We start from the raw sequence: 18,264 nt of genomic DNA, 5'->3' as shown, positions 1-18,264 counted from the left end.
CACTTTCATGCGTGCGCTTGACGCACGCCTGGGATGCGGGCTGCGCCATTTTTCGCAGGGTACCAGCTCCCTAGACTGCGCTCCCCGGAGTTTCACTGAGCGCATTCCAATGACCCCCAACATGCCGTGCACTGCACGGATCGGTGCCCGGCGATGAGTACGCCGGCCGCCGCTGTCCCGGCCGCTGCTGCGCCCCGTCCTGCCGCCGCCCCCGGGCTCGACCGCCGCGTTCTGGTCGGCCTGTGTGGCGTGCTGCTGGCGGTGCTGGTGTCGGGCTTCAACGAGAACATCACCAAGGTCGCCCTGGCCGACATCCGTGGTGCGATGGGTTTCAGCGTCGATGACGGCAGCTGGATCGTCGCCCTCTACAGCGCGATGTCGGTCAGCGCGATGGCCTTCGCCCCGTGGTGTGCCGCCACCTTCTCGCTGCGCCGCTTCGCGCTGGCGATGATCGGTGGCTTCATGGTGCTGGGCGTGCTCTGCCCGCTTGCGCCGAACCTGCAGGTGTTCCTGCTGCTGCGCGCGCTGCAGGGGCTGTGTGGTGGTGCGCTGCCGCCGCTGCTGATGAGCGTGGCACTGCGCTTCCTGCCGCCGGGCATCAAGCTGTATGGCCTGGCGGGCTACGCGTTGACCGCTACCTTCGGCCCGAGCATGGGCACGCCGCTGGCCGCGTTCTGGGTCGAGCAGGTGGGCTGGCACTGGGCGTTCTGGCAGATCGTGCCGTACTGCCTGGCTGCCATGGCGATGGTCAGCTGGGGCCTGCCGCAGGACCCGCTGCGGCTGGAGCGTTTTGCCCAGTTCGATGGCGTGGGCCTGGCGCTGGGCCTGCCGGCGCTGGTGCTGCTGGTGCTGGGCCTGGTGCAGGGCCCGCGCCTGAACTGGTTCGACTCGCCGATGATCACCCTGATGATCGGTGGCGGCGCCGGCCTGATGGTGCTGTTCATGATCAATGAATGGTTCCACCCGCTGCCGTTCTTCAAGCTGCAGCTGCTGGCCAACCGCAACCTCAGCTACTCGCTGGTGACGCTGGGCGGCGTGCTGTTCGTGCTGCTGGCGGTGATCTCGATTCCCTCCGGATTCCTGGCCAGCGTGCAGGGCTACCGGCCATTGCAGACCGCACCGATGCTGCTGTGGGTGGCGCTGCCACAGGTGATCGCACTGCCGTTGGTGGCGGCGTTGTTGAACATCCGCGCAGTGGATTGCCGCTGGGTGCAGGCCACCGGCCTGGCGATGCTGGCGCTGGCCTGCTGGCTGGGCTCGCACCTGGATGTGGCCTGGATCCGCGACAACTTCCTGTGGGTACAGCTGCTGCAGGTATTCGCCCAGCCGATGGCGGTGTTGCCGCTGCTGATGCTGGCCACTGGCGGGCTGGCACCGCAGGACGGTCCGTTCGCCTCGGCGTGGTTCAACACGGTCAAGGGCTTTGCTGCCGTGCTCGCCAGCGGCGTGCTGGATGCCGTCGCCCAGGGCCGCCGTCATTTCCATTCCACCGTGCTGGTCGACCGCCTTGGCGAGCAGCCGTGGCTGGCCGAGGGCCCGCAGCTGGGCGCGCGCCTGCATGCGCAGGTGCAGGCGCTGACCTCGGCCGACCTGTACTGGGTGGTCGCGCTGGTGGCGCTGGCCTTCATTCCCCTCATTGCCTGGATGCCCACCCGCATCCATCCGCCACGTGCCGTGGCCTGAACCTTTCGCAGGAACCCCCTCATGACCATCAATCGAACCACTCTCAATACCGGCCTGGGCCTGGGCGTGCTGGCCCTGGCCATCGGTGCCTGGCTGCTGCTGCGCGACGGCGGTCACCAGACCACCAACAATGCCTATGTCGTTGCCGACTACACGCTGGTTGCGCCGAAGATTCCCGGCTTCGTCAGTGCCGTGGAAGTAGAGGACAACCAGTCGGTGAAGGCGGGCGACGTGCTTGCCCGCATCGACGACCGCGACTACCAGGTGGCCCTGCAGGCGGCCCGTGCCGACCTCGCCAACGCCCGTGCACAGCTGGCCAACGCGCAGGCCGCACTGGCCCAGCAGGACTCGCTGATCGAACAGGCCAGGGCCAGCGTCGATGTCAGCCGTTCCGAACTGACCCTGGCCAGCGCCGACCAGCAGCGTTACCGCGAACTGGCCCGTGATGGCGCCGGCACCGTGCAGAACGCACAGCAGGCGCAGTCGAAGCAGGCCGTGGCCAGTGCGCATCTGCAGCAGGGCCAGGCCGCGCTGTCGACCGCACGCCAGCGCACCGACATCCTCAGCGCTGGCGTGCAGGCCGCGCAGGCGGCGGTACAGCGTGCAGAAGCGGCGCAGGCGCGTGCCGAACTGGACCTGTCGCACACCGTGCTGCGCGCGCCGATCGACGGCATGGTCGGCCGCCGTGCGGTACGCGTGGGCGCCTACCTGACCCCGGGTACGCCGGTGGCTGCGGTGGTACCGCTGAAGCGCGCCTTCGTGGTCGCCAACTTCCAGGAAACGCAGATGACCCGCATGCAGGCCGGCCAACAGGTCGAGCTGAAGGTGGACGTGTTCCCGGGCAAGCCGCTGCGCGGGCACATCGACAGCATCGCACCGGCTACCGGCGTCACCTTCGCCGCCGTCGCACCGGAAAACGCCACCGGCAACTTCACCAAGGTGGTGCAGCGCATTCCGGTCAAGATCGTGCTGGAACCCGGCCAGCCACTGCTGGACCAGCTGCGTGCCGGCATGTCGGTGGAAGCCAGTGTTGACCTGGGCAGCCGCGCCCGCGCGCAGAGCGTGCAGCACAGTCCCGGCCACAAGAGCGGGGAGGGTGCATGAGCGCAGTCACCGTGTTCCGCACCTTCGTTGCGGCCAGCCTGTGCACGGCCCTGGCTGCCTGCACGATGGGTCCGGACTTCGTACGCCCGCAGGCGGAACTGCCCAGCCACTGGCAGAGTGAGGCCGTCGCCGGCAATGCCATCGACCAGGACGCGGCCTGGTGGGCCGGCTTCGACGATCCACTGCTGGGGCAGCTTGCCGGCCAGGTGCTGGCGGCCAACCTGGACCTGCAGCTGGCCGCCAACCGCGTGCAGCAGAGCCGCGCCGCGCGTGGCATCACCGCCGCCGATCGCCTGCCCAGCGTCAGCGCGAGCGCCAGTGGCGTGCGTGCACGCAACAGCGAGGTGGGCCTGAATGATCCGTCCGGCAACGGCGGCCGTGATGACTACGGGCTGTTCCAGGCCGGCATCGGCCTGAGCTGGGAACTGGACCTGTGGGGGCGTGTGCGCCGCCAGGTGGAAGCGGCCGACGCACGCGTGCAGATCGCCGAGGAGGATGCACACGCGGTGCGCATCGCGCTGCTGGCGGAAACCGCGCGTGATTACCTGCAGCTGCGCGCGACGCGGCAGCTGCTGGCGATCACCGAGGACAACCTCAGCATCGCCCTCGACATGAAGCGCCTGACCGAGGCACGCCAGCAACAGGGCGTGGCCAGCACGCTGCAGGTGTCCAGCGCGTCCGCGCAGGTGGCATCGCTGCAGGCCCGCATCGCGCCGCTGCGGCATCGTGAATCGCAGCTGCGCAATGCGCTGGCGTTCCTGCTGGCGCAGCCGCCGCAGGCGCTGGACGCGCAGCTGCAGGATGCACGCCGTGACTGGCCGGCGTTGCCGGCCGTAGCGGTGGGGGTGCCCAGCGAACTGGCCGAGCGTCGCCCGGACATCCGTCGTGCCGAAGCGGCACTGCATGCGGCAACGGCCGGCATCGGCGTGGCCAAGGCCAGTTTCCTGCCGCGCATCACCTTGAATGGCGACGCTGGGTTCCAGGCCAAGCAGCTGGATGATCTGGATGGCTGGAACGCGCACCGCTTCAGCATCGGGCCGTCCATCAGCGTACCGATCTTCCAGGGCGGGCGGCTGAAGGCCAACCTTGCGCTGAGCAGGCTGCAGCAGCAACAGTCGGCGCTGCAGTTCCGCCGTACCGTGCTGCAGGCCTGGCATGAAGTGGACGACGCCATCGATGGCTATGCCGCCGAGCAGCAGCGCACGGTGCAGCTGCATGTGGCGGTGGACGAGAGCGAGAGCGCACTGGGCGCGGCGCGCCGGCAGTACCAGGCTGGCGTGGTCGACATGCTGGATGTGCTGACCACCCAGCGCATCGCGCTGGACAACCAGGCCGCGCTGGCCAACAGCCAGGCCACGGCCGCGATCGCGCGGGTGGAGCTGTACCGCGCGCTGGGCGGCGGCTGGAAGTGCCGGCCGCTGGCCGGCACTTCCATGGATGTTGCGGTTGCCGGCCAGCGGCCGGCACTACCGTGTGCCCCGGTAGTTGCCAACCTTGGTTGGCCGCTCTTTTAGGAGGCGCCAACCAAGGTTGGCATCTACCAGAGCGGGGCCTCAACGTACGTCGCGCAGTTCCCAATGGTGGCCGGCCAGCAGGCGCAGGCGCTGCTTGAACACGTCACTGTCGATGCGGGTGGTGGCCACCAGGTTGATGCGCAGGTCCTTCTGCTCGCCGGTCACGGTGGCATCCGGGTCGGTCACGCCCCACTGCGGTTCCACCGCGTCCGGGTCAGGCTGCTTGGCCTTCCAGCGCTCGAACAGGCTGCCATTGCGCAGCGCATCCTGCAGCTCTTCGGCGAAACCGGCGGCGCCCTGCGAATGGAAGGACAGGTCAGGGTCATTGCCGCGGGCCTTGGACGGGTCGGGCAGGCTGATGTGGTACTGCGCAGGCATGGAGTTCTCCTTGAAGTGCGGGAAGACTGGCACAACCGCGGTGGAATCGATGTGCAGATCCGCGCCGCGTCGGGGCCTCACTCGAACCGATGCGGCCCATCGGCGAAGCCCACGGTGACCGCGCCCTTGCCGACGTTGACCATGCCGGTCAGGCTCATCACCGATTCGTACACGGTCACGCCATGGGTGGCGCAGACCTCTTTCAGCTGTGCATAGCCGGGCAGGGTGCGCAGCTCTTCCAGCTCACCGCCGTAGCTGACGCACACCGTCGGTGTCATCAGCCCGGCGCGTACGCGCTGGCCAACTACCGCGAACAACTTCTGCACGGCGTTGTCGAAGCCCTTGATCTTGGCCACCGGTCCGGTCTCGCCGCGGTAACCGTGCAGCACCGGCTTGATGTCCAGCGCACTGCCCAGTGCGGCGCTGAGCAGGCCGACACTGCGGTCGCCCTTGTGCCGCGCACGCGCGCGCATGTAGTACAGGTCACGGGTGACCATGTAGCCGTGCACGTTGCTGGCCAGCTCCTCCAGCCGCTCGCGGATCTGCTGCACGCTGGCGTTGCTGTCGCGTAGGCGCACCGCTTCCACTGCGGTCACCGCCTGCGCGGCGAACAGGTTCTGGGTGTCGAGCACGCGCAGCGCGAATGGCGAGTTGTAGCCCGCCGCCTGCCGAACCGGCTTGTAGTCGTTGAGGATGGCGAAGCTGGCCTGCAGCGCGTTGTCATGGATCGGGCTGCGGGTCTTGGTGATGGTCATGCAGAACACGTGGTCGTAATCGATCACCAACTGCTGCAGGAACAGGTCGCGGATCTGGTTGACGCTGAAGGGGATGGTTTCCGCTTCAGCACCGTGTTCGGCCACGTGCGCGTGCAGGAAGCTCAGTGTGGCCTGTTCATCGCGATGATCGGCCAGCACCGCTTCGCCGATGCGTACGGTGATCGGCAGCAGCACGATGTTGTGGGTGGCGATGAAGTCCGGCGGCAGGTCGCAGGCCGAGTCGACGACGATTCCGATGCGCATCCGCGGCTCCCCCTCCAGGGCGGTTGTAGGTTCGGAAACGTGAAATCTATCTCAAATCCCAGCCAGGCGCGCGAGGGAAACGCGCCACGCCCTGTTCAGCGACTGCGCTGCACCGCCACCGGCAGGGTGGCCAGGCGCAGCCATTCGGGCTGCCGCAGCAGGCCCGGATCGGCCAGCACCGCCGCCATCAGCGGGTGCGCGTCGTTGCCCCAGAACAGCTCCTCATCGATAGCCAGGGTCGGCACACCGAACACCCCGGCGCCAATTGCGGCCTCGGTGTTACGGCGCAGCTGCTCCTTCACCGCCGGGTCGGCGATGGCGCTGGCGACATCGTCAATACCCAGCTGTGCGGCCGGTTCGCGCAGGGCGTCAGGGCTGTCGGCCGCGTTGCCGTCGCGCCAGATCCAGTCGAACAGGACGTCCACCGCCTGCACGCTGGCACCCGCGGCCAGGCACAGGCGCAGGGCGGGGAGCGGGTTGAACGGATGGCCGGGCGGGAATCGCAGCGGTGTGCCCTCGGCCTGCGCGGTCCACAACAGCTGGCGGTAGATGAAGCGGCGCTTGGCCGGAATCTCGGCCGGCCCGAGGTTGCCCAGGTGATGCAGCACCGCACCGAAGGCGATCGGCACGGTCTGGATCTGCGCGAACTGCGGCAGCTGCTTCAGCTTCTGCCAGTGCAGGTAGGAGTAGGGCGAGATGAGGTCGAAGTACCAGCGCAGTGTCGCCATCGGTGTGTCCTCGTGTGCGGTCAGGGCTGCGCGTTGCGCTGCAGGTAGCGGTCACGCAGTTCGGTCTGGCGCGAGCGCATCGGCATCGCACGGCCGCCCAGCCAGACCTGCTCGGCATAGTGCGCCACGTCCAGCGGATCGCCCTCCCACAGCACCAGGTCGGCGCGCTTGCCGGGCTCGATGCTGCCGATCTGGTCGGCCACCCCGAACGCCTGTGCAGGCACCCGGGTCAGCCCGGCCAGGCCATCGGCCCACGGCAGGCCGTTGGCCACCGCGTTGCCGGCCAGCTGGCGCATCTTGCGCGCGTTGTGGGTGGCGTCGCCGCGCTGCACGAAGGAAACCGCCACGCCGGAACGCTGCAGGCGCGCGGCGTTTTCCAGGGTGGCGCCGATCTGGTCGAAGCTGGCCGGCAGGTTGGCCAGCACGTCAACGAACACCGGCACGTGCGCAGCGGCCAGTTCCGGGGCCACCTGCCAGGCCTCGCTGGCACCGGCGATGGCGATCTTCACCTTTTCGCGGGTGGCCCAGCGCAGCAGCTGGCGGATATCGGCGGCGCGATCCACCTCCACCACGATGCGGCCCTGGCCGGCCAGGTAGCGACCGAGTGTGCGGCGTCCGGCTGGCGTCAGCAGCGCGTGCGGCGAGTCCGCAGCCACCTGTCCGCGTGCTTCGTCGATCATCTGCTGCAACAGCATCCATTGCGCGGCGCGCGAATGCCCGGTCAGTTCGGAGGCGGCCGCGCCGATGCGCAGGAACAGGGCACGCGGGCCGATCGGATCGGCGCTGCCATCGAGCCGCATCACGCCGCCCTGGCCGGCCACGAAGCCACCGCCGGTGGCCGCGCCCAGCGCAGTGAAGCCGATGCCTTCCAGGCGCGTTACCGGAATCAGCACTGAGGCCGGGTTGTAGGCGAGGGTGACGTCGAACTCCGGGCGCAGTGGCTGCTCACCGAGCTTCAGCGAACTGTCCACCGTGCTCGATTCACCCGACACTTCTTCGATACCGGTTTCGGTGATGCCACCAAACAGTGCCGGTGTCAGGGGACGGCCATTGGCCTCGACCACGCTGGCGCCTGCCGGCGCCGACAGGCCGTTGCCCACCGCACGGATGATGCCGCCCTGCACCAGCACGTCCGCGTTCTGCAGGCTGCCACGTGCGCTGGCGGTGTGCACCGTTGCGTTGCGCACCAGCAGGTCCTGCGCCGATGCCGTGGTTGCCAGCAACAGCAACGCCACCACGGTAGCGCCGGGCCATGCCCGGCGACGCTTGTTCAACACGCCCATCAGCGCACCTCCTGGCCAAGCTGGAAATCGGAACGCGGCGTCGCTGCCGGTGCACTGCGGTCGTACAACCTGCGGCCATCAATGAAGACCTGCTCGGCCAGCGCGTACGAGCTGAAGGGATTGCCGTTCCAGACCACCACATCGGCCATCTTGCCGGCCTCCAGGGTGCCGGTCTGGCCTTCAATGCCCAGTGCCTTGGCGGCGTTGGCGGTCATCCAGGTGATGGCATGTTCGGGCGTGATCTCCGGCATGCGCGCGCGGCGCGCGGACGCCATCACCTTGGCCGCTTCCTGGTTCAGGCGCTGGATGCCCTCGGGTGAATCGGAGTGGACGATGGCGCAGCTGTTCTTCGGCCGGTCGACCAGCGCGATGTTCTCCGGGATGCCGTCGAAGGCTTCCATCTTGAAGCCCCACCAGTCGGCCCACAGCGCACCGCAGACGCCGTCGGCGGCCAGCCGGTCGGCCAGCTTGTAGGCCTCCACGCCGTGGTGGAACGCAGCGACCTTGAAACCGAATTCCTTGGCCAGATCGAGCATGGTGGCCATTTCGTCGGCGCGGTAGCAGTGGATGTGCACGCGGATGTCGCCTTCGATCGCACCGGCCAGCGTGTCCAGCTTGAGATCGCGCTTGCCGCCGGCATCACCGGCGCTGTCGCCCTTGTCGCTGCCGAACCAACCCTTGCGCTTGGCCGGCTTCGGTTTGTTCTTGGCGATGTAGTCGGTGGCATCGATGAAGGCGGCACGATAGCCGGCCACGTTGCCCATGCGCGTGGCCGGGGTCACGCCCTTGCCCTCGCCATAGACCCGCTTGGGGTTCTCGCCGCAGGCCATTTTCAGGCCCCACGGCGCACCGGGGAACTTCATCGCCTGGTAGGTGATGGCCGGGACGTTCTTCAGCGTCACGCCGCGGCCACCGACAAGGTTGGCCGAGCCCGGCAGCACCTGCATGCTGGTCACGCCGCCGGCCAGCGCGGTGGCGAAGCCCGGGTCCTGCGGCCACACCGAATGTTCGGCCCAGACGTTGGCGGTGACCGGTGCGGTCATCTCGTTGCCGTCGCTGTGCGCACCGACGCCGGGGCTGGGATACACGCCCATGTGCGAATGCACGTCGATCAGGCCCGGAGTGACCCACTTGCCCTGTGCATCAATGCGGGTGACGCCGGCATCGGCCTGCAGCTGGCGGCCGACGGCAACGATGCGGCCGTCGCGCAGCAGCACATCGGCGTTGTCCAGGCGCTGGCCGGTACCGGTCAGCACGGTGGCGTTGTGGATCAGTACCGGCGCATCGGGATGGGCCTGGTAGGTGCTGGGGTAGGGATCGGCGACAAAGCGCGAGGCGCCCACCGCCGGAGCCGTACTCAATGAAAGCAGCGCCAGGGCCACCCCGGCGCGCAACAACGTCGATGCCATGCAGTTCCCCTTGCAACCTGGTCCAACCGCCGACGCTAGCCCGGTGGCGGCGGGCTTGCCAAGTGACCTTCTTCACAGGCCTGTCGACGGTGGCTCGACGGCACCGGCCGGGTGGCTGAAAATACCCGGTCCCCCGCCGTACCGGACTGCCCATGAAGAGCAAGCAGGAAATCGTCGACAACTGGCTGCCGCGCTATACCGGCGTACCGCTGGACCAGTTCGGCCAGCACATTCTGCTGACCAACTTCGGCGGCTACCTGCATACGTTCTCCGAGCTGACCGGCGCGCCGGTCATCGGCCTGGACCGGCCGATGGCCAGTGCCACCATCGATGGCATCACCATGATCAACTTCGGCATGGGCAGTCCCAATGCCGCGATCATCATGGACCTTCTGTCGGCGGTGATGCCCAAGGCGGTGCTGTTCCTGGGCAAGTGCGGTGGTCTCAAGCGCAAGAACCAGCTGGGCGACCTGGTGCTGCCGATCGCTGCGATCCGTGGCGAGGGTACCTCGGGCGACTACCTGCCGCCGGAAGTACCGGCGCTGCCGGCCTTCGCGCTGCAGCGTGCGGTTTCGACCATGATCCGCGACCTCGGCCACGATTACTGGACCGGCACCGTCTACACCACCAACCGCCGGGTCTGGGAGCACGACGAGGCCTTCAAGGAGCGGCTGCGGGCGATGCGCTGCATGGCCATCGACATGGAAACCGCCACCGTGTTCGCCGCCGGCTTCGCCAACCACATCCCCAGCGGTGCGCTGCTGCTGGTGTCGGACCAGCCGATGATCCCCGATGGGGTCAAGACCGAAGCCTCCGATGCCAAGGTCAGCTCCCAGTTCGTGGAAAACCATATCCAGATCGGTATCGAGGCGCTTAAGCTTATCCGGCGCAACGGCAAGTCGGTCCGCCACCTGCGCTTCGACGAATGATGATGATGGCCTGGCGCGGCGCGCCGGCCCTGGGGAGTAGGTGATGGACGTTGCCGCGCAAGTGGTGGAATTCTGGAAGGAGGCGGGCCCTGCGAAGTGGTTCGCCCGCGACGACGCGTTCGACGCGCAGTTCCGCCAGTTGTTTCTGGATGAGCATTTCGCCGCCGCTTCGCGCGGGCGCGAGCATTGGCTGGGCAGTGCCGAAGGGGCGCTGGCCCTGATGCTGCTGCTGGACCAGTTCCCGCGCAACTGCTTCCGGGGCACTGCCCATTCCTACGCCACCGATGGCCTGGCCCGGCATTACGCCATGCGTGCCATCGAGGAGGGCCTGGACCTGCAGCTGGTGCCGAAGCTGCGCGCCTTCATCTACCTGCCGTTCGAGCACTCCGAGGATCCGCTGGACCAGGACCGCTCGGTGGCGATGTTCGACGTGCTGGGTGACAAGGAATACCTGCAGTACGCTGAACTGCACCGCGACATCATCCGCCGTTTCGGGCGCTTCCCGCATCGCAACGCCGTGCTGGGCCGCATCCCCACGCCGGAAGAACTGGATTACCTGGCCGAAGGCGGGTTCGCCGGCTAAGAAAAAGGGGACGGAGGGGATTAAGTCGTTTATGGCACAAACGACTTAATCCCCTCCGTCCCCTTTTTCAGTGCCGATCAGTACTTCGGCACGCCGTTGTCCACCTCTTCCGACCAGGCGTTGATGCCGCCGGTGACGTTGAACACCTTGGTGAAGCCCAGTGCACGGAACTGCTCGGCAGCCTGTGCGCTGCGGCCGCCGTGGTGGCACATGAAGGCCAGTGCGGTGTCCTTCGGCAGGGCCTCCAGCTGCGCACGGCCGTTGCCGTCGAAGCTCTTGAACGGCACGCCCACGGCGGCGATCTCGCGCTCGTCGGCCGGGCGCACGTCCACCAGGGTGATGTTGCCGGCACGCACCAGGTCATCGGCGTCGCGCACGCTGATTTCCTGCACCGGCTTGGGCGCGTTCGGGTTGTCGATCGCCAGGCCCTTGCCGCGGATGTCGTCCACCCAGTCGATGGTGATGCCGTTGGCGCGACGCGCGCTGGCCAGGTCGAACTGCACGCGCAGGCCGTTGGACTCGGCAGCGATCGCGCCTTCGTCGTGCGGGGCCAGCTGGAAATTCGGCTGGAAGCCGGCGTCGATGCTCAGCTGCAGGGCAGCGCCCGGGGCATCGGCCAGCGCGCCCTTGAGCATTTCCACGGCGGCCGGGGTGACGGTGATGCTCGGCGGGGTGCGGTCCGGTGCGGCCAGGCCCAGCACGCTGCTCAGCTCGCCGCTGGCGGCCATCTGCAGCACGATGTCGCTGCCACCGACCAGTTCGCCGTCGATGTACAGCTGCGGGATGGTCGGCCAGTCGCCGTAGGCCTTGATGCCTTCACGGATTTCCTGGTCGGCCAGCACGTTGACGTGGGCGAACTCGACGCCGAGGTCCTGCAGGGCGCCCACGGCCTTGGCCGAGAAACCGCACTGCGGCATCGACGGCTGGCCCTTCATGAACAGCACGACGCGGTTGGCGTTGAGGATGGATTCGATGCGCGAACGCAGGGCGGGATCGAGGGACATGGACGTCGGGTTTCCGGGAATTCGAATCATCAATTCTAACCCTCATGGCATCATGGGGGATGAGCAACGCAGGAACATTGCATCGCATCCCGGCCCGCCCCTGGCGCTGGCTGCCCTGGCTGGTGGCGTCGCAGCTGGTCGTGATCCTGGTCTGGGCCCTGGACGGCTGGCAGTGGGGTCTGCCGCTGATGGTGGCCAGCCACGCATTGTTCATGGTGCCGGTGTTCCTGCCCAACAGCTGCTTCTATGCGCCGGTGCTGAGCCGACTGCCGGAGGCCGGCAACACGGTATGGCTGACCATCGATGACGGCCCCGGTCCGGAAACCCGCGCCGTGCTCGACCTGCTGGACCACCACCAGGCACGCGCCACCTTCTTCCTGGTGGGGGAACGTGCGCTGGCACAGCCGGAACTGGTGCAGGAGATCCTCCGCCGTGGCCATGACCTGGGCAATCACAGCCACAGCCATCCGCAGGCGCGCTTCTGGCGGCTGGGCCCGGCGGCGATGCGCGCCGAGATCGAGGGCTGCCAGCATGCCCTGCAGGCGGTAAGCGGCCAGCCGGTGCGCTGGTACCGCTCGGTGGTGGGCATGACCAATCCGTTCGTGGCGCCGGTGCTGCAGCGGTTGGGGCTGGTCCGGGTGGGCTGGAGTGCGCGCGGCTTCGACGGCGTCGGCTGCACGCCGGACGGCGTGCTGGCACGGCTGCTGCCAGACCTGTGCCCGGGCGCGATCGTGCTGCTGCACGAAGGTGCCGCCCATGGGCACAACCTGGTGATCATCGAGCGCGTGCTGCAGGCGCTGGACGAGCGCGGGCTGAAGGCGCAGCTGCCGGCCGGATAACCGGTAGCGCCGGGCCGCGCCCGGCGAGCGCAGCGGCATGGATGGAATCCGCCGGGCATGGCCCGGCGCTACCGGATGCGGTGCGCCACCAGCAGCCAGCTGTTGAAGGGGGTACGCCCGTGCAGCGGCCGGGGCGACGTCACCTGCAATCCGGCCTCGATCAATGTCGCCTGCAGCACCTGCGGATCGGGATAGTGGCGCGGTCGTGTGCCCATCCAGCCGATCAGCCAGGCCAGCCGGTCGGCCACCCGTGTGGTGCGGTCGCGGCCGTCGCCGGTGGCCAGCGGTGTACGCAGCAACAGGCAGCCGCCGTGGGCCACCTGTGCGCTGGCCGCGCGCAGCAGGGCCTGCTGTGGGCCCGCGTCCAGATACTGAAGCACGTCCAGCAGCAGGACGTGCCCGGCCTGCGCCGGCAGCGGCGCCTGCACATCCACGCAGTCGAAGCGCACGTCCTGCAGGTCGGCGGCAGCACGTTGCGCGCGGGTGATCTTGCCGGCATCCACGTCCACGCCCAGGTAATGCTGGGTACCGCCGCGCTGGCGCAGCACATGGGCGAACAGGCCCAGCCCGCAGCCCAGGTCCAGCACCGGCTGCCCATCGTCAGGCAGATGCTGCAGCACGCCGTCGTACAGCGGATCGCTGCCGAGCTTGCCGCGGGTGTAGTAGTAGTCGCGGCGGCTGCCCCAGGCCTGCGCTGGCCGGAATGCTTCTGCGATCAAGCGGGCCTGCGGGGCGGTCAGGGGCGTGCAGGGCAGGGGCGGGCCGTTCCGTGGCGTGCCGTCCATTGTCTCAGTCCGTGCCGCCAAGCAGATGCGCGGCCACCGGCAGAGCGCGCGCGCTCCACAGCGCATACATCCGCGCTGAAGGATGCAGGCCGTCCTCGGCAATCATCGTGGGGTCTTCGCCCAGCGCGCGGCTGATATCGGTGATGTCGACGAAGGCCACGCCCTGCTGGGTGCTGATCACCTCGGCAGCCGCGTTGAACTCGTCGGTCTCGATCTCGATGGCGGCCAGGTCGCGGCCACTGCCGGCGCCGAACGGGGTCGCACCCCAATCGGGGAAGGACAGCACCAGCACGCGGCCGGCATCACCGCCAGCGAAACCGATGGCCCGCTGCAGCAGCGCCTGGAACTGGCTGCGGTATTCGTCCAGCGGACGTCCACGGTACTGGTTGTTGACGCCGATCAGCAGGCTGACGAAATCGAACGGCCCCTGCGGCGCGGCCGCATCGATGCCCGCATCGAGCTCGTCGGTGGTCCAGCCGGTAGTCGCAATGGTCTGCGGATCGGACAGCTCAGTGCCCTGTGCACGCAGCGCGGCAGCCAGCTGGTGCGGCCAGCGGCCTTCGACTGCAACCGCTTCACCGATGGTGTACGAATCGCCCAGCGCCAGGTAGGACAGGGTCACAGGTCAGGCCACCGAACGGCGCGGCTTCAGCGGCACGACCTTGGTCGCGTCCTCGGCACGCCGTGCCAGCACGCGGTCGATGCGCGCGAACACATCGCGCATCACCGAGGCTTCCGGCATCAGGGTCACGCGGAAATGGTGGCGGTAGGGCACGTTGAAGCTCGAGCCAGGCACCACCAGCACGCCCTCGTTGTTCATCAGGTCCAGCGCGAAGTTGTGGTCGTCGAAGCCCTTCGCCGCGGCGCCGACCACGGCCGGGAACGCGTACAGCGCGCCGGCCGGCGCGACCAGCGACAGGTGTTCACTGGCTTCGCAGGCTTCGATCACCGCACGGCGGGTTTCGTACAGGCGGCCGCCCGGCGTGCACAGCTCGGAAATGGTGTCCGGGCCGTTCACTGCGGCCTCGATGGCGTACTGGCCCGGCACGTTGGCGCACAGGCGCAGCGCACCGAGCAGGTCCAGCGCCGCGCGGAAGTCACCCAGGCGGGCATCGTCGCCGCTGAGGTGGGCCCAGCCCACGCGCCAGCCGCAGGCGCGGTGCACCTTGCTCAGGCCGCTGAAGGTCAGGCACGGATGATCACCGGCCAGCGGTGCGACCGGCTGGAACACCGCGTCGTCGTACAGGATCTGGTCGTAGATCTCATCAACCAGCAACAGCAGGTTGTGGCGGCGCGCGATCTCCACCACGCGCTCCAGCAGTTCGCGTGGGTAGCTGGCGCCGCTGGGGTTGTTCGGGTTGATCAGCACGATGGCGCGGGTGCGCGAGGACACCAGCGTCTCGATCTCGCTCGGGTCCGGCTGGAAGCCGTTCTCCGGTGCGCAGCGGTAGTACACCGGGCGGCCATCGTTGAGGATGGTCGAGGCCGACCACAGCGGGTAGTCGGGCGAGGGCACCAGCACTTCGTCGCCGGGATTGAGCAGCGCACGCAGCGACAGGTCGATCAGTTCGCTGACGCCATTGCCGAGGAAGACGCGGTCCGGGTGCGCATCGGGCGCGCCACGGCGGGCGTAGTAGCTGGCGATGGCTTCACGCGCGACCGGCAGGCCCTGCTGGTGCGTGTAGGGGTCGGTGCGGCCCATGTCGTCGGCGATCGCACGCTGAAGGTGCTCCGGCGCGCGGAAACCGAAGGCGCCGGGATTGCCGATGTTGAGCTTGATCAGCTTGCGGCCCTGCGCCTCCAGCTCCCGGGCTCGCCGCGCCAGTTCTCCGCGGATTTCGTAGCGCACTTCGGAAAGGCGCTCGCGGATGGCCAGGGGCTTGGGCGAGTTGGTGGACATGGGAGCTGGGCCGTCAAAAGGCATGGGGCTTCCATCCTACCGGAATTGCTGCAATGCATGGCAAGGGCTCCGGGCCCGTCATTGCTGGGCTGGCAGGGCGCCGGCACAGGTAGAATGGCGGCGATGACCCAGACCCCCGATTTCATCGCCCTGCAGACCATTGGCTGGCCCTGGCCGGGCCCGGCGCAGCAGGCCGACTGGCAGGCCGCGATGGCCGCACATCCGCAGGCCCGCCCGGCACGGGTGATCGAACAGCACCGCACCCACTACGTGGTGGCCGATGGCCCGGATGCGTCGATCAAGGCCGAGTCGCTGCCGGAATGGCAGCGCCCGCGCTTCCCCAGCCATGAACGGCCAGCGGTGGGTGACTGGGTGCTGCTCGATGGCATCCGCATCGTCGCCCTGCTGCCGCGGCGTACCGCGATCAAGCGCGGTGCGGCCGGCGAGCATTACCACCAGCAGGTGATCGCCGCCAACATCGATACGGTGTTCATCGTCTGTGGCCTGGATGCCGACTTCAATCCGCGCCGCATCGAACGCTACCTGCTGCTGGTCGGTGGTGGCGGTGCAGAACCGGTGGTGGTGCTGACCAAGGCCGACCAGACCGAGTACAGCGAGGATGCGCTGGCGGTGCTGGAAGAGCTGGAGATGCAGGGCATCGCGCTGCATGCGATCAACGGCCTGGATGCCGACAGCGTGGCGGTGCTGCAGCCGTGGCTGGGCCCGGGCCGCACGGTGGTGCTGGTCGGTTCCTCCGGTGCCGGCAAGTCCACGCTGACCAACACCCTGCTCGGCGAGCAGCGGATGAAGACCAACGCAGTGCGCGCCAACGATTCGCGTGGACGCCACACCACCACGCACCGCGCGCTGATGCCGCTGCCGACCGGCGCCTGCCTGATCGACACCCCGGGCATGCGCGAGCTGAAGCCGACCGGCGAAGAAACGCTGTCCGAAGGTGGCTTCGCCGACATCGAAGCGCTGGCCGCACAGTGCCGTTTCAACGACTGCAAGCACCAGCAGGAACCAGGCTGTGCCGTGCGTGCAGCGATCGAGGCCGGCGAGATCGAAGAGAGCCGGCTGCTGAACTACTTCAAGCTGAAGGAAGAAGTGGCCGCCGCTGCCGCCAAGCTGGCAGTACGCCAGGCTGAGACCGCGCAGGAACGCGGTGGCAAGAAGGGCAAGGGCCAGCAGTTCCGCCCGGCCGGCAAGCCGCGCAGGCGTTGATCGGTATCGCGGGGTCGGATCCCATTGCACCGCAATGGGCTCTGACCCCTGCAATGAAACCCGCCTCTGCCTGCTTCGGGTGGATGCCAACTGCCCGCTCCTGGTAGGTGCCAACCTTGGTTGGCACGGATGTATCCGAAGCCCGCCTTCGGCGGATGCCAACCAAGGTTGGCAGCTACCCGATCCATTGCACCTACCAACGTGCGGGCAGAGCGCTATAGTCCGCGCATGGAACCGACTGCGACGCTGGACCGTGACGTGGCCCACCATGCAGCGCTCGATGCGCGCCTGGTCGAGGCCGTGGGAGGCATCCGCCTGCTGGGCCTGACCAGCTGGCCAGCCACGGTGCAGGCACCGTTCCTGGACAGCGTGGCGCGTGGCCAGCCGGTACTGCCGAAGGTGGATTACCCGAAGCTGGACTTCAGCGAAGAACGCCGCGCGCTGACCGCGATCGCCGCCGACTGTGACGACAGCCACCCGCTGGGCCACTACGTGCGGCAGTCGGCACAGAGCTGGGACCTGGCCGCACAGCTGCTGGAAGGGCTGGGTACCGCTGCAGTCGATACCTGTTCGGTGCAGCTGTTCGGCGCCCCCGAGCAGCCGCTGCCGGGCAATGGCCCCAGTACGCGTGAGGCTGCACGCCACTTCATCCAGATCGCCGCCGAACTGGACCACGAACTGCTGGCGCCGGAAGAACAGGTGCCGGTCTCGGCTATCGCCCTGCAACTGCAACTGCAGAACGATCTGGACGCGTTCTTCGAATCGCGCATCATCCAGGTACAGCTCGACCCGGAGCTGGTGTCCAAGGCCGCCGCCGGCCCGACCCGCATCCGCCTGCGCACCAGTGCACGCTTCAGCGCCTACGACCGCGCGCAGCTGTTCCACCATGAAGCGCTGGTGCATTCGCTGACCGCCCTGAACGGCCGCGAGCAGCCGGTGCTGCCGAGCCTGGCACTGTCCTCGCCGCGGGTGACGGCAACCCAGGAAGGGCTGGCCACCTTCGCCGAGCAGATCACCGGCAGCATCGACATCGAGCGCCTCAAGCGCATCAGCCTGCGCACCGAAGCGATTGCGATGGCCCGCGAAGGTGCCGATTTCATCGAAGTGTTCCGCTATTTCTGCGATGCCGGGCAGAACGCGGAAGAGAGTTTCGCTTCGGCGCAGCGCGTGTTCCGTGGGGTACCGCCGAGTGGCGGCCTGGCCTTCACCAAGGACACGGTGTACCTGCGCGGCCTGGTGTCGGTGCACACGTTCTTCCGCCACATGCTGGCCGAGGACCGCCTGCAGGTCTGCCGCTGGTTGTTTGCCGGCAAGATGAGCCTGACCGATGCGATCGCGTTCGCGCCGTTGTTCGAGGCGAGGGTGTTGAAGCCGCCGCGCTGGCTGCCGCACTGGATGAGCCGGGCGAACGGCCTGGCCGGCATGCTGGCGTTCTCGCTGTTCGCCAACCGGATACGGATGGACCAGCTGGCGCCGGAATGAAATGCGTTGGCGGGATGATGCGCTGGCGCCTCGATTGATATCGCTGGGCGGCGGTGGGGCACCCTGGCCAGGACACGCCGTAAACCCATCCATGGGGGCTCGATCGGCGCATCCATGCGCCTCACGGTCCTGGCCAGGGTGCCCCACCGCCGCCAGACAGTTTCCCGCGCGGGCGGCAGCACATCACCGCGCCGAAGGGATTGCGCTTGAAAAGCAAAGAGCCGGGTAGTGTCCGGCTCTTTGCTTTTGCTTTTGCTCTCAATTGCCTCCGCGCCGGCGCGGGGAACTGTCCAGCGTGGGTAGGCAGGCCCATGCAGGACCGTGAGGCGCATGGATGCGCCGATCGAGCCCCCATGGATGGGTTTACGGCGTGTCCTGCATGGGCCTGCCTACCCACGCT

17 protein-coding genes are annotated in these 18,264 nt (G+C 68.1%); 8 read left to right on the top strand and 9 right to left on the bottom strand.

Annotation, left to right across the window (positions count from 1 at the left end):
- The first annotated feature begins 153 nt into the window (after nt 1-153).
- The 3 genes from ACZK33_RS19685 to ACZK33_RS19675 are packed head-to-tail and all read left to right on the top strand — an operon-like array spanning nt 154 to nt 4,301.
- Entirely contained in the window at nt 154-1,683 is a 1,530-nt protein-coding gene (locus ACZK33_RS19685; protein WP_032129878.1) for an MFS transporter, read from the top strand.
- A 21-nt stretch (nt 1,684-1,704) separates the two neighbouring features.
- Entirely contained in the window at nt 1,705-2,787 is a 1,083-nt protein-coding gene (locus tag ACZK33_RS19680; RefSeq protein ID WP_006384446.1) for an HlyD family secretion protein, read from the top strand.
- On the top strand, nt 2,784-4,301 hold the full coding sequence (locus tag ACZK33_RS19675; protein ID WP_478453770.1) for an efflux transporter outer membrane subunit: 1,518 nt from the start codon (nt 2,784-2,786) through the stop codon (nt 4,299-4,301). Before ACZK33_RS19680 ends, ACZK33_RS19675 begins: the two co-directional genes overlap by 4 nt.
- Before the next feature lie 39 nt (nt 4,302-4,340).
- Here the strand turns inward: ACZK33_RS19675 and ACZK33_RS19670 are convergent, their stop codons facing one another.
- From ACZK33_RS19670 to ACZK33_RS19650, 5 genes are all read right to left on the bottom strand, one after another.
- Entirely contained in the window at nt 4,341-4,679 is a 339-nt protein-coding gene (locus tag ACZK33_RS19670; RefSeq protein WP_032129876.1) for a hypothetical protein, read from the bottom strand.
- 77 nt (nt 4,680-4,756) lie between these two features.
- Entirely contained in the window at nt 4,757-5,698 is a 942-nt protein-coding gene (locus tag ACZK33_RS19665; RefSeq protein ID WP_032129875.1) for a DegV family protein, read from the bottom strand.
- Nucleotides 5,699-5,793: 95 nt separating this feature from the next.
- Nucleotides 5,794-6,426 (bottom strand): 2-hydroxychromene-2-carboxylate isomerase, encoded by a 633-nt coding sequence (locus tag ACZK33_RS19660; RefSeq protein ID WP_049421816.1) that lies wholly within the window; start codon nt 6,424-6,426, stop codon nt 5,794-5,796.
- 20 nt (nt 6,427-6,446) lie between these two features.
- Nucleotides 6,447-7,709: an amidohydrolase family protein gene (locus ACZK33_RS19655; protein ID WP_423175645.1), complete on the bottom strand. Its 1,263-nt coding sequence runs from the start codon at nt 7,707-7,709 to the stop codon at nt 6,447-6,449.
- Nucleotides 7,709-9,118, bottom strand: coding sequence for an amidohydrolase (locus ACZK33_RS19650; protein WP_423175644.1), 1,410 nt, complete (start codon nt 9,116-9,118; stop codon nt 7,709-7,711). The genes ACZK33_RS19655 and ACZK33_RS19650 overlap by 1 nt, the downstream gene beginning before the upstream one ends.
- Nucleotides 9,119-9,270: 152 nt before the next feature.
- Here ACZK33_RS19650 and ACZK33_RS19645 point away from each other — a divergent pair, with 152 nt between their 5' ends.
- A complete protein-coding gene (locus ACZK33_RS19645) occupies nt 9,271-10,047 on the top strand; it encodes an AMP nucleosidase (RefSeq protein ID WP_005414446.1) in 777 nt (258 codons plus the stop codon).
- A gap of 43 nt (nt 10,048-10,090) precedes the next feature.
- Complete coding sequence (locus tag ACZK33_RS19640; RefSeq protein ID WP_006384394.1) at nt 10,091-10,630, top strand: DUF924 family protein; 540 nt, start codon at nt 10,091-10,093, stop codon at nt 10,628-10,630.
- Between the two features lie 77 nt (nt 10,631-10,707).
- On the opposite strand, the gene grxD is transcribed toward ACZK33_RS19640, so the two are convergent.
- A complete protein-coding gene (gene grxD / locus ACZK33_RS19635; protein WP_005414445.1) occupies nt 10,708-11,634 on the bottom strand; it encodes a Grx4 family monothiol glutaredoxin in 927 nt (308 codons plus the stop codon).
- A gap of 59 nt (nt 11,635-11,693) precedes the next feature.
- Here grxD and ACZK33_RS19630 point away from each other — a divergent pair, with 59 nt between their 5' ends.
- Complete coding sequence (locus ACZK33_RS19630; protein ID WP_423175641.1) at nt 11,694-12,473, top strand: polysaccharide deacetylase family protein; 780 nt, start codon at nt 11,694-11,696, stop codon at nt 12,471-12,473.
- Nucleotides 12,474-12,541: 68 nt separating this feature from the next.
- Here the strand turns inward: ACZK33_RS19630 and ACZK33_RS19625 are convergent, their stop codons facing one another.
- From ACZK33_RS19625 to ACZK33_RS19615, 3 genes are read right to left on the bottom strand one after another with little or no spacing between them, the layout of a single operon-like run.
- Complete coding sequence (locus ACZK33_RS19625; protein WP_049400245.1) at nt 12,542-13,258, bottom strand: class I SAM-dependent methyltransferase; 717 nt, start codon at nt 13,256-13,258, stop codon at nt 12,542-12,544.
- Between the two features lie 4 nt (nt 13,259-13,262).
- A complete protein-coding gene (locus ACZK33_RS19620) occupies nt 13,263-13,880 on the bottom strand; it encodes an SGNH/GDSL hydrolase family protein (RefSeq protein WP_423175640.1) in 618 nt (205 codons plus the stop codon).
- 3 nt (nt 13,881-13,883) lie between these two features.
- Nucleotides 13,884-15,158 carry a pyridoxal phosphate-dependent aminotransferase gene (locus ACZK33_RS19615; RefSeq protein WP_005414441.1) on the bottom strand — a complete coding sequence of 425 codons (1,275 nt, stop codon included), beginning with the start codon at nt 15,156-15,158 and terminating at the stop codon, nt 13,884-13,886.
- 114 nt (nt 15,159-15,272) lie between these two features.
- Here ACZK33_RS19615 and rsgA point away from each other — a divergent pair, with 114 nt between their 5' ends.
- Nucleotides 15,273-16,382 (top strand): ribosome small subunit-dependent GTPase A, encoded by a 1,110-nt coding sequence (rsgA, locus tag ACZK33_RS19610; RefSeq protein ID WP_032129866.1) that lies wholly within the window; start codon nt 15,273-15,275, stop codon nt 16,380-16,382.
- A 228-nt stretch (nt 16,383-16,610) separates the two neighbouring features.
- Complete coding sequence (locus ACZK33_RS19605; RefSeq protein ID WP_423175638.1) at nt 16,611-17,864, top strand: flavohemoglobin expression-modulating QEGLA motif protein; 1,254 nt, start codon at nt 16,611-16,613, stop codon at nt 17,862-17,864.
- Nucleotides 17,865-18,264 lie beyond the last annotated feature (400 nt).

The organism is Stenotrophomonas sp. 86156_Sma (genome assembly GCF_056481625.1).
Note: the sequence above shows the minus strand (reverse complement) of the source record. Positions and strands in the feature narration are given on the sequence as shown.

Coding starts and splice junctions, on each gene's coding strand:
- ACZK33_RS19685 (WP_032129878.1), top strand. CDS start 154: ATGAGTACGCCGGCCGCCGCTGTCCCGGCCGCTGCTGCGCCCCGTCCT.
- ACZK33_RS19680 (WP_006384446.1), top strand. CDS start 1,705: ATGACCATCAATCGAACCACTCTCAATACCGGCCTGGGCCTGGGCGTG.
- ACZK33_RS19675 (WP_478453770.1), top strand. CDS start 2,784: ATGAGCGCAGTCACCGTGTTCCGCACCTTCGTTGCGGCCAGCCTGTGC.
- ACZK33_RS19670 (WP_032129876.1), bottom strand. CDS start 4,679: ATGCCTGCGCAGTACCACATCAGCCTGCCCGACCCGTCCAAGGCCCGC.
- ACZK33_RS19665 (WP_032129875.1), bottom strand. CDS start 5,698: ATGCGCATCGGAATCGTCGTCGACTCGGCCTGCGACCTGCCGCCGGAC.
- ACZK33_RS19660 (WP_049421816.1), bottom strand. CDS start 6,426: ATGGCGACACTGCGCTGGTACTTCGACCTCATCTCGCCCTACTCCTAC.
- ACZK33_RS19655 (WP_423175645.1), bottom strand. CDS start 7,709: ATGGGCGTGTTGAACAAGCGTCGCCGGGCATGGCCCGGCGCTACCGTG.
- ACZK33_RS19650 (WP_423175644.1), bottom strand. CDS start 9,118: ATGGCATCGACGTTGTTGCGCGCCGGGGTGGCCCTGGCGCTGCTTTCA.
- ACZK33_RS19645 (WP_005414446.1), top strand. CDS start 9,271: ATGAAGAGCAAGCAGGAAATCGTCGACAACTGGCTGCCGCGCTATACC.
- ACZK33_RS19640 (WP_006384394.1), top strand. CDS start 10,091: ATGGACGTTGCCGCGCAAGTGGTGGAATTCTGGAAGGAGGCGGGCCCT.
- grxD (WP_005414445.1), bottom strand. CDS start 11,634: ATGTCCCTCGATCCCGCCCTGCGTTCGCGCATCGAATCCATCCTCAAC.
- ACZK33_RS19630 (WP_423175641.1), top strand. CDS start 11,694: ATGAGCAACGCAGGAACATTGCATCGCATCCCGGCCCGCCCCTGGCGC.
- ACZK33_RS19625 (WP_049400245.1), bottom strand. CDS start 13,258: ATGGACGGCACGCCACGGAACGGCCCGCCCCTGCCCTGCACGCCCCTG.
- ACZK33_RS19615 (WP_005414441.1), bottom strand. CDS start 15,158: ATGTCCACCAACTCGCCCAAGCCCCTGGCCATCCGCGAGCGCCTTTCC.
- rsgA (WP_032129866.1), top strand. CDS start 15,273: ATGGCGGCGATGACCCAGACCCCCGATTTCATCGCCCTGCAGACCATT.
- ACZK33_RS19605 (WP_423175638.1), top strand. CDS start 16,611: ATGGAACCGACTGCGACGCTGGACCGTGACGTGGCCCACCATGCAGCG.